The sequence below is a fragment of the Corallococcus exercitus genome (assembly GCF_003611585.1).
Classification (GTDB): Bacteria; Myxococcota; Myxococcia; order Myxococcales; family Myxococcaceae; genus Corallococcus; species Corallococcus exercitus.
Genome location: NZ_RAVW01000392.1, coordinates 1 through 9,249, shown reverse-complemented (window position 1 = coordinate 9,249; position 9,249 = coordinate 1). Strand labels below are relative to the sequence as shown.

Annotated in this window: 10 protein-coding genes; 6 read left to right on the top strand and 4 right to left on the bottom strand. The window is 70.9% G+C overall.

Going from position 1 to position 9,249, the window contains the following annotated elements:
• Nucleotides 1-494: 494 nt before the first annotated feature.
• From D7W79_RS33350 to D7W79_RS45915, 3 genes are read right to left on the bottom strand one after another with little or no spacing between them, the layout of a single operon-like run.
• Nucleotides 495-1,034 carry a hypothetical protein gene (locus tag D7W79_RS33350; protein ID WP_120529393.1) on the bottom strand — a complete coding sequence of 180 codons (540 nt, stop codon included), beginning with the start codon at nt 1,032-1,034 and terminating at the stop codon, nt 495-497.
• 32 nt (nt 1,035-1,066) lie between these two features.
• Nucleotides 1,067-1,792, bottom strand: a complete 726-nt coding sequence (locus D7W79_RS33345; RefSeq protein ID WP_244222112.1) for a hypothetical protein — start codon at nt 1,790-1,792, stop codon at nt 1,067-1,069.
• Nucleotides 1,793-1,794: 2 nt separating this feature from the next.
• Complete coding sequence (locus tag D7W79_RS45915) at nt 1,795-3,876, bottom strand: HEAT repeat domain-containing protein (RefSeq protein WP_120529391.1); 2,082 nt, start codon at nt 3,874-3,876, stop codon at nt 1,795-1,797.
• A gap of 140 nt (nt 3,877-4,016) precedes the next feature.
• On the opposite strand from D7W79_RS45915, the gene D7W79_RS33335 reads away from it, so the two are divergent.
• The 3 genes from D7W79_RS33335 to D7W79_RS33325 all read left to right on the top strand — a co-directional run bounded on the left by D7W79_RS33335 (nt 4,017) and on the right by D7W79_RS33325 (nt 6,317).
• On the top strand, nt 4,017-4,844 hold the full coding sequence (locus D7W79_RS33335) for an alpha/beta fold hydrolase (RefSeq protein WP_120529390.1): 828 nt from the start codon (nt 4,017-4,019) through the stop codon (nt 4,842-4,844).
• A 36-nt stretch (nt 4,845-4,880) separates the two neighbouring features.
• Complete coding sequence (locus tag D7W79_RS33330; RefSeq protein WP_120529389.1) at nt 4,881-5,165, top strand: DUF427 domain-containing protein; 285 nt, start codon at nt 4,881-4,883, stop codon at nt 5,163-5,165.
• A 138-nt stretch (nt 5,166-5,303) separates the two neighbouring features.
• Nucleotides 5,304-6,317, top strand: a complete 1,014-nt coding sequence (locus D7W79_RS33325; protein WP_120529388.1) for an ABC transporter ATP-binding protein — start codon at nt 5,304-5,306, stop codon at nt 6,315-6,317.
• A gap of 1 nt (nt 6,318) precedes the next feature.
• Here D7W79_RS33325 and D7W79_RS33320 read toward each other — a convergent pair whose 3' ends face one another.
• Nucleotides 6,319-6,516 (bottom strand): hypothetical protein, encoded by a 198-nt coding sequence (locus D7W79_RS33320; protein ID WP_120529387.1) that lies wholly within the window; start codon nt 6,514-6,516, stop codon nt 6,319-6,321.
• 148 nt (nt 6,517-6,664) lie between these two features.
• Between D7W79_RS33320 and D7W79_RS33315 the strand changes: the two genes are divergently transcribed.
• The 3 genes from D7W79_RS33315 (at nt 6,665) to D7W79_RS33305 (ending at nt 9,025) form a co-directional block, all read left to right on the top strand.
• Complete coding sequence (locus tag D7W79_RS33315) at nt 6,665-7,000, top strand: DUF2171 domain-containing protein (protein ID WP_244222109.1); 336 nt, start codon at nt 6,665-6,667, stop codon at nt 6,998-7,000.
• 138 nt (nt 7,001-7,138) lie between these two features.
• Nucleotides 7,139-8,239: a Kelch repeat-containing protein gene (locus tag D7W79_RS33310; RefSeq protein WP_171434667.1), complete on the top strand. Its 1,101-nt coding sequence runs from the start codon at nt 7,139-7,141 to the stop codon at nt 8,237-8,239.
• A 468-nt stretch (nt 8,240-8,707) separates the two neighbouring features.
• A complete protein-coding gene (locus tag D7W79_RS33305) occupies nt 8,708-9,025 on the top strand; it encodes a hypothetical protein (RefSeq protein ID WP_120529384.1) in 318 nt (105 codons plus the stop codon).
• The last annotated feature ends 224 nt before the right edge of the window (nt 9,026-9,249 follow it).

The window sequence follows — 9,249 nt, the reverse complement described above, 5'->3', positions numbered from 1 at the left end:
CGCCAGGAGCGCGACCGCGCGCTGGCGGAGGCGCGGGGGGAGCGCGCTGCGGTGGCGCGGTGTCCTGCGCGAGGACCGGCAGGGATTGTCCGGAGCCGGGCTGTGCTGTCGCCGCGCCGGGGAGTCCGGCGGGGACCAGCAGGGCTGCGAACACGAGCGCGTTCATAAGGGAAGCTCCCCAGGTAGGGGCGAAGCCAGCCCCCCGCCACGGTTCGCGCCCCTGGCGCGCCAATGGACAACACAGCCGGGCGAGGAAGTGCTCAGCAGACAATGGACAGACCTCCCGCGAGGGGCTGGAGATCTGGGATTGCCCTTACGGACGCAAGGGCAGACAGGGCTTTGGGATTGGGAGGGACATGGCGCGTCCAGGGGCGGGCTCTGGCAAGGGAAGAGCCAACCTGCGTCGCGAGCGCCGTGCGGGCGTCTGTCTTGAAGGGAGGGCGCGCGTTCAGCACGCCACGGCGTTCATGACCGCCAGGCCTGGGAGGGGCTGGTTACTCGTGGCTCTGGATGAACGGCAACGGAACGGAGCCATCGGGTGGGTCGAAGGACCGGCCGACTTCCGACGTGGGGACCGGGATGCCGGGGCCCGCATCCGTTGGCACCCGCGACCCATCCGGTTCGCCATCCCGGAGGCGGCGGAGGATGCGGCCATCACTCCCGACCGCGTACTGCGCGCCTGAATCCAGTGCAGGAGCACTCAAGCCACAGGCCCGGGGATCCTCATCGATCCGGATGAAGAGGATGCCTTGCTGCTGCATGACCCTGTACCGGTGTGACTCGCGCCGGTCGACGCACGGGGTGTTGGCATCTTGTGGGCCCAGGAAGTCAGCGGCGGCGACGTCGAGCGCACGCAGGACATTGCCACCCAATTCGACCATGCCTCCATCCGCGGCTGCTTCCACGGCAGGCTGCTCGAAGAAGCGGGGGAACTCGATGGACGTGTCGTTCGTCCAGGCCTCACGCGTAGGCGTAGGCCGCAGGCAGCCCGCCAGGAGCAGCACCGCCGGAAGCATGAAGCGCTTGATCGCCATGAGCCCTCTTCGTGGATGCTCCGACCTCGCGCCTAGTGGCGGTCGATCCGATAGTGCTGCGCGTCGATCCAGGTCACGCTGCCAATGGATTGGCGGCGCCACTGATTCCGCTCCTGCGTCCACTTCGACAGGTCGCCGCTGGCGGGCGTGTACTGGAAGAAGCCGTCGCAGGTGGGATTCGCGAGGTCATTCGATGCCGAGAAGAAGGCAACGAGGGACAGCCGCAGCATCCCCGCCTTCGTCTTCACCTCCCAGCCGTGCTCCAGCCCCATGGTGACGATGTAGCGGATATCCTGCTCCGTGAGCTCACCTTCGTAAGGATGCGTGTGAAGCAGATACACGTAGCCCAGGCTCTCGGGAGGATAGCGGGCGTCGTCCACCTTGGGGGGCAGGCGGCAGCTCCGTTTGCCTCGCGCGTCCTGGATCGTGGTCACGGACATCATGCTCATCTCGAATCGCTCGTCGGGCGTGTAGTAGATCCAGGCGCAGTACTCCTGCGACAGGTCCCACCTGAGCCGGAAGTTCATGTCCGACTTCCGCCCTGCCGTGGCATGCGGCTGCTTCAGCATCATCGAGCAGGCTGAGATGAGCGCGTCCGAGTACGTGTCGAATGGCCCGAAGCCCGACATGGGGCCCGGGATGCGCTCGGGAATGTCGCGCGCGTTGATCTGGACGACTCCGGGTGTCGCCGCAGGCTGCGCGCAGGCCAGCGCGAGGAGCAGCGACGATGCACCCAGAAGTCTTGCTCCTCCGCCCATCCTCACTGCGCCGGCAGCATGCCCAGGCGCTGCTTGGCGGAGCGGTTCTGTGGATCGAACCGGAGCGCTTCCTGCAGCCGGTCGCGGCCCTTCTGCTCGTTGCCCTGCACCACGTACAGGTCCGCCAGCCGCACCAGCACGTCCGCGTTGTAGGGCTGCAGGTCCAAGGCCTGCTCGAACTCACGCGTCGCGGTGACGACGTCGCGCTTGCGCATGGCCAGCTGCCCCAGCATCACGTGCGGCTGCACCAGCCCGCGCGTCTCCGGGTCCGTCGCCAGGGCCTGCAACGCCGGCATCGCCCGCGTGTCCCCGAACGCCGCCAGCGTCAGCGCCGCGCCCTGCCGCACCCACAGCGAGCCGTCCTGGAGCAGCGGCACCAGGTCCTCCGTCGCCTCGCGCGCGTTCGCCGCGCCCAGCCCGTCGATGATGTCCGAACGCAACGTGCTGTCCGTCGTGCCCTTCAACGCCGCCCGCAGCGCCGGCACCGCGTCGTGCTTGAACCGGCGCGCCAGGAACTTCGCCGCCGCGCCCCGCAGCGTGCCCGCCTCCGACGTGTCCGCCAGCACCGCCTCCAGCGCCCCACGGCTCTGCGCCGCCGTCTTCTCGTCGAACGCGTCCGCCAGCCGCATGCGCCGCTGCTGCCGCGCCTCCGCCTTCGGCCACCACTTCGTCAGCGAGGCCTGCATCGCGTCCGGCGTCTCCTTCGCATGACAGGAATTGCACGCGTTGGGCACGTCGTGGCGCGCCGTGTTCCGCGGCACCGGCACGTCCAGCGCGTGGTCCGCGAAGTGGTCCAGCACGCCCGACACCACCGGCGGCATGTGACACGCCAGGCAGTCCTGCGCCGCCGCCGCCTTGTGGTGCGTGTGCTTCTCCCCCTGCGCCACCACCTCCTGGTGACAGCCCTGGCACGTCGCCGCGTTCACCGTTGTGCGCGCAGCCACCGGCTTCTGCTTCTTCACCTCGTTGGGCGCGCTCGGGTCGTGCGGCGCCGCGTGGCACGTCAGGCACGTGGCCCCGCCCTGCAGGTGGCACTTGGACTGGATGAGCGCCTGGTACTCGAAGCTGGAGGTGCTGGGACGCCCGTCGGCGAAGAAGTCCCCGGAGCGGTCGTTGCCCACCAGCAGCACCATGGGCTGATAGCTTGCGTCATAGCGCTGGCCGGGCTGGAAGCGGTGCCGCGCGTCCAGCATGGGGAACAGCGTGCGGCGCGGCCCGTGGCACTGCGCGCACACCGCGAAGCCCTCGTCCTTCGACAGCTTCGCCGGCTGGATGATGTCCGCCGGCAGCTGCGACTCCGCGTGCCGCCCGCCGGGCCCGTGGCAGGACTCGCACGCCACGCCCGCGTCCGCGAACTTCGTCTCCCACTGGTGGCTCGCCCGGTCATAGCGCGCGTCCAGCCCCGTCACGTGGCAGTCCAGGCACGCGTGCTGCGCGCTGCGGCGGAAGTTCGCCCAGAAGAACGGGTGGTCCGGCGCCAGCGCCCCCTGCTTCTTCTCCGAGTAGTCCACCCACTCGCCCTTGCCCGTCACGTGGAAGTACACCGGCAGCACCTGCCAGCGGCCGTCCGGCATCAGCGTGATGGGGTCCTGCATCCGCTTGCCGCCCACCAGCCACTGCACCGGCCACTCGCCCAGGTTCCCGTCCGCGCCCTTGGTGCGCATGAGGTACTTGCCACCGTCGCGGCGCATCCACGCCTCGCTGGACTCGCCCTGGAAGTGCGTGCCCGCCGTGAACGTGCCCACCACGTACGGCTTCGTCGCGGGCGACAGCGCTCGCGCGTGCCAGTCATGCTTCCAGCCGGCGTGCTGCTCCTCGTGGCAGTCCGCGCACACCTGCGAGCCCACGAAGTGGTTCGCCGGCTTCGCGGGCGGCGCCTCCACCGTCTTCACCGGCACGGGCGCGGCCACGCTCCCCGCGTCCAGGGGCGTTGCCGGAGCCGGCGCCCGGGCCACCGGCGCGGACACCGCGGGCGCGGGCGGCGCGGAGGGGCGCAGCATGAAGAACAGACCCACCGCGAGAACCACCACCGCGAGGGCGACAAGGACAGGGCGAGAGGAGCGCATCCGGAAGGTGCCGCCCATGCTCCTCCCAAGCGCCGGGCGGCACAAGCGGCGCTCCGAGCAAGCCTGTCTCCTCCAGTGGACAACGACCTCCCAGGGAGGGCTGCGGTCCTGGCGAGGCCTGGATTAGGGTCGCCTCCTAGCGAAGGGAGGCCGTGCCCATGCCCATGCGGTCCGTGAATGGAACCCGGCTGTATTACGAGGACACCGAAGGCCCCGGAGACGTGGTCGTCTTCAGCCACGGCCTCCTCTGGAGCACCCGGCTGTTCGACCCGCAGGTGGAGGCCCTGCGCGGCCGCTTCCGCTGCATCGCGTACGACCACCGGGGGCAGGGCCAGAGCGACGTGCCGCCCGAGTCCGTCATCGACATGGAGACGGTGTACGCGGACGCGGTGGCGTTCCTCGAGTCCCTGCGCGTGGGGCCCGTCCACTTCGTGGGCCTGTCCATGGGTGGCTTCGTGGGCATGCGGCTCGCGGCGCGCCGGCCGGACCTGCTGCGCTCGCTGGTGCTGCTGGAGACGTCCGCCGACCCGGAGCCCCCCGCCAACGTGCCGCGCTACACCGCGCTCAACCTCGTCGCGCGCTACGTGGGCCTGGCCCCCGTCACCGCGCCGGTGATGCGCATCATGTTCGGCACGTCGTTCCTCACCGACCCGGGCCGCTCGGAGGAGCGGGCGCTGTGGCGCGCGCGCCTGAAGGGCAACCGCCGCGACATCTACCGCGCCGTCAACGGCGTCATCAAACGCAAGCCCATCGCGGACGAGCTGCCGCGCATCCGCACGCCCACGCTCGTCATCGTGGGAGAGGAGGATCGCGCCACGGTGCCCGCGAAGGCGGAGCGCATCCATTCCCTCATCCCGGGCTCCACGCTGGTGCGCCTGTCGCGCGGGGGCCACTCGTCCTCGGTGGAGGAGCCGGCGCTCGTCAACGCGGAGCTCGCCCCCTTCCTCACGCAGCACGCATCCAGCCAGGCCGCGCGCGCGGGCTGACGCGCCGTTACCCCACACGCATCAGGAGGCTTTCCCATGCCAGTCGCGAAATGGAACGGAGTGGTGCTCGCGAAGAGCGACACCTACGAGACGGTGGAGGGCAACATCTACTTTCCGCCGGACAGCCTGGTGCGCGAGCACTTCAAGCCCAGCGCCACGCACACCCACTGTCCGTGGAAGGGCGAGGCGAGCTACTACTCCGTGGAGGTGGACGGGAAGACGAACGCCGACGCCGCCTGGTACTACCCGGAGCCCAAGTCGGCCGCGGCCAACATCCAGGGCTACGTGGCCTTCTGGAAGGGCGTGACGGTGGAGCGCTGAGGCGCTCCGGACGCCCTGGCGCCTCGCTCGGAAGATGTCCTGGGGGTGACGGACGGAGGTGAGCGGGCTTCGCGCAGGGACGGGAGCGGCGATGCTGGGGCTTTTCGCGGGGCGTGGCCCGCGCGGAGGTGCGGAGCCTTGGCGACGGTGTCCCTGCAGGACGTGCGCAAGGTGTACCGGGGTGGGGTGGCGGCGGTGAAGGGCGTGACGCTGGACATCGCGGACGGCGAGTTCGTGTCGCTGGTGGGCCCCTCTGGCTGCGGCAAGTCCACGACGTTGAACCTCATCGCCGGGCTGGAGGAGCTGTCCGGCGGCGAGCTGCGCATCGACGGGCAGTTGGTGAACGACCTGTCCCCGCGCGAGCGCGACATCGCGATGGTGTTCCAGAGCTACGCGCTCTACCCGCACCTGGACGTGGCGGGGAACCTGGCGTTCCCGCTGAAGGTGGCGGGCATGGACGCGAAGGACGTCGAGGCGCGCGTGCGCGAGGTGTCCGGCGTGCTGGGGCTGGAGGCGCTCCTGGCGCGCCGGCCGAAGGAGCTGTCGGGCGGACAGCGGCAGCGGGTGGCGCTGGGGCGCGCGCTGGTGCGCAGGCCCAAGGTGTTCCTCTTCGACGAGCCCCTGTCCAACCTGGATGCGGCCCTGCGCACGCAGATGCGCGGCGAAATCAAGAAGCTGCACGAACAGCTCAAGGCCACGTTCATCTACGTCACGCACGACCAGGCGGAGGCGATGACGCTGTCGGACCGCGTGGTGGTGATGAGCCAGGGCGAGGTGCAGCAGGTGGCCCCGCCGCGCGAGCTGTACGACGCGCCGGCGAACCTCTTCGTGGCGGGCTTCTTCGGCTCTCCGCGCATCAACCTGGTGAAGCCGTCCACGCTGGGAATGTCGGATGGTGACGCGGTGCTGGGCCTGCGGCCGGAGCACCTGCAAATCGGCCAGGGCCCGTGCCCACCGGACGCGCGCGAAGGGCGCGTGTACCTGGTGGAGCCCATGGGCGCGGAGGTCTGGGTGACGGTGGAGACGGGCGGCGAGCGCCTGGTGGCGCGGGCGCCCGGAGACTTCCGCGCGGCGAGCGGGGATACGGTGTGGCTGCGCCACGACGCGCGGTTCCTGCGCCGGTTCGACGCGAGGACGGGCCTCGCGGTGTGAGTCAGGCGTAGACCTGTTCGCTCTCCACGATGGGCTCCAGGCGGTGTTGGAGCGCGGCCAGCCGGTCGTAGCGCTGGCGCAGCGCTTCCTTGAACTCGCGTTGATCCGCGTGGGCGATTTCATCCAGCAGCGTGTGCAGCGAGGAGTCCACGGCGTCCTTCAGCACGCGCGATTCGTCGTTCGACAGTTCCAGCAACATGGGGGCCTCCTGCGTCAACGTTAGGCACCGCGCAACGGGGCCGCGCGCGGGGCCGGCCCCCCGCCTTGGAGGCGGCCCGTGGGCCCACCGGGCTGCCTGGCATGGCGCGCACGACGGCGGGAGCGACCCCACTCTTGGTGAGGACCCCATGAGCGCGAGGAGCGACACGATGATTCACGCGGGAGAGGTTCGCGAGGGCATGTCGGTGCGCACCGCCGACGGACACCCCTTGGGCAGGGTGGCGGGCGTGGGCGACACGCACTTCGAATTGGAGCAGGGACTGGTGCCCATTCCCCGGCGCGACTACCTGGTCGAGTACAGCGACGTGGAGGCCGTGACCGGGGACGAGGTCCTGCTCAAGCCGGCGGACCATTCCCAGCTCACGCTGGAGGTGGACGACGATGGGAGCGCCCTGCCGCCGCGCAACAGCGAGGGCATGGACACCGAGCCCACGAACGACCCCGTGGGTCCCACCCGGCACTGACGCGTCCAACCCGGAGGGCAAGGCCCTGGAATCACAGGGTCTTGCGCGGGCTGGAGTGTCAGACCGGCGCGTTAGACGAACCCCTCGGCCAGGCGTCCCGGTGGGGTCATGCGACGGTTCTCGACATCTTGCGTCACGATGCTGTGGTTGGGGGTGGTGCTCGCCTGCGGTCCCGCGCCTCGAGCGGATGCGGGCAGCGTGGAGTCGCCGGTGCCGGGCGTGCTGTCCACGCCCCGGCGGCTGTTGCCCTACGTCGCGCTGGAGGACGGGCGGGTGCTGGCGGCGGGGGGGCATGACGGCAGCCGCACGCTGGGCAGCTGCGAGGTCTTCGACCCGGACACGGGGCGGTGGCGGTCCACGGGGGCGCTGCGCACGGCGCGGCGCAACCACGCGGCGGTGCGGCTGCTGGATGGGCGCGTGCTGGTGGTGGGCGGCTCCAACGGCGTGACGGTGGGCGCGTTGGCGAGCGCGGAGCTGTACGCGCCGGACACAGGCGTGTGGACGCCAGCGGCGCCCATGGCCGAGGCGCGCAACGACCCGGCGGCGGTGGTGTTGCCGGACGGGCGCGTGCTGGTGGCGGGCGGAACGGACGTGGACCTGCGGCCGGTGCGTTCGGCGGAGCTGTTCGACCCGGTGGCGGGGACGTGGAGCGCGGTGGAGGCGCCGGGCTTCGTGCGAGGCGGCGCGGGCACGGCGGTGGTGCTGCGCACGGGCAAGGTGCTCTTCGTCAGCGGCCTGCAATCGGAGCTGTACGACCCGGCGACGGGCCACTGGGAGAAGGCGGGAGCGGTGGGAGGCGCGGCGGGCACGCACCGGCTGGGGCACACCGTGACGCTGCTCCCGGACGGGCGCGTGCTGGTGGTGGGCGGCACGACGACGCAGGCGGCGAGGACGGCGGAGGTCTACGTGCCGGAGCGCAACGCCTGGGAGTTGGTGGAGGCCCCGGCGGTGCCGCGAGAGCACCACGCGGCGCTGGTGACGGCGGAGGGCGCGGTGCTGGTGGTGGGCGGCGAGCACTCGTCGCGAGGCACGCTGGCCTCCGCGGAGCGTTTCGACCCGGTCCCCGGCACCTGGACGCAGGCGCCCACGCTGCATGAGCCGCGAGGCGAAGCCGGAGCGCTGTGGCTGCGCCGGGGCACGGTGCTGGTGGTGGGCGGAGTGAACGAGCTGGGCACCCTGGCCACGAGCGAGGAGTACGTCCCCGCCCCGGCCGTGGCCCAGGCCACGCCGGGAGAATAGGTGGTCTCACGGCGAACAGATGGGTCGGACGGGAGGGTGATGCCGGTCCAGTGAGGGGGCAGAGACGATGCCGCATGCATCGAGGATCGCCAGACATCGCTCCCGGCCTCTGGGTGTTCGTGATGCTGCTTGGCGGAGGTGGATGCGCCTCCACGCCTTCCACCGAACTTCGAGCGGATCATTCACGCGGTCCCGGAAGCTTCTGCGCGCTGAACCCCGAAGGCTGCGCCCCACCGGCCGCATCCGCCCCTGGAGCGTTCGACCTGGACTCCTGCTTCAAGGCCTGTGATGCGGGAGGCGCGGCCCTGGAGTCATACTGTCGGGGCCTCTCCGAGACGTGGCAGCGGCAGCTCTGCTGGTCCGTCGTCCAGGGCTCGAAGGCGGCATGCAAGGGCATGTGCTCGCGCATCAACGCATGCGTCTCCCATTCCACTGCTTGCCCTGACGATGCAGGGTAAGGAGCCGTCCATGAACCCTGGCCCTCCGCACCACGCGTCCATCAGCGACCCCGTGGCCGATGACTTCTGGTCCTTCGAGGACGACCACGGGCGCAAGCACGTCTCCCGCGTCACCCTGGGCCGGCCCGTGCCCATCCCGCAGGATGCCAACGGGGACTGGTACTGCCCCGTGGTCATCGGCCACGCGGTGCCCATCACCGTGAGCATGGTGGGCGTGGGCCCCGTGGATGCCCTGCTCAACGCCGCGCGGTTCGTGCGCGAGCACTTCCACGAGCTGCGCAAGGTCAGCCCCCGCGCCACGCCACCCGGCTCCACGGATTCGAAGTGAAGCCAGGACAGCGTGTCTGGCTTTCCCGCGAATGACTGACAACGGCGGTTCCGGAAGGTCGTTCCGCCGCGCGGCGTGCCAGGGCGCGTGACAGACTGCGCGCCCATGCGCTCCTGGAAACACCTGCTCGTCGTCCCGCTCGTCTGTTCCTCCGCCTGCGCCACCGCGCCCGCCGCCCCCGCGAAGCCCGAGGCCCCGGTCGCCGCCGCGCCGGCCGCTCCCGC

Bases quoted from the DNA above. Each gene is read 5' to 3' on its own strand.
- D7W79_RS33345 (WP_244222112.1), bottom strand. From the start codon at position 1,792: ATGGGCGGAGGAGCAAGACTTCTGGGTGCATCGTCGCTGCTCCTCGCG.
- D7W79_RS33330 (WP_120529389.1), top strand. From the start codon at position 4,881: ATGCCAGTCGCGAAATGGAACGGAGTGGTGCTCGCGAAGAGCGACACC.
- D7W79_RS33335 (WP_120529390.1), top strand. From the start codon at position 4,017: ATGCCCATGCGGTCCGTGAATGGAACCCGGCTGTATTACGAGGACACC.
- D7W79_RS45915 (WP_120529391.1), bottom strand. From the start codon at position 3,876: ATGGGCGGCACCTTCCGGATGCGCTCCTCTCGCCCTGTCCTTGTCGCC.
- D7W79_RS33310 (WP_171434667.1), top strand. From the start codon at position 7,139: ATGCTGTGGTTGGGGGTGGTGCTCGCCTGCGGTCCCGCGCCTCGAGCG.
- D7W79_RS33305 (WP_120529384.1), top strand. From the start codon at position 8,708: ATGAACCCTGGCCCTCCGCACCACGCGTCCATCAGCGACCCCGTGGCC.
- D7W79_RS33350 (WP_120529393.1), bottom strand. From the start codon at position 1,034: ATGGCGATCAAGCGCTTCATGCTTCCGGCGGTGCTGCTCCTGGCGGGC.
- D7W79_RS33315 (WP_244222109.1), top strand. From the start codon at position 6,665: ATGAGCGCGAGGAGCGACACGATGATTCACGCGGGAGAGGTTCGCGAG.
- D7W79_RS33320 (WP_120529387.1), bottom strand. From the start codon at position 6,516: ATGTTGCTGGAACTGTCGAACGACGAATCGCGCGTGCTGAAGGACGCC.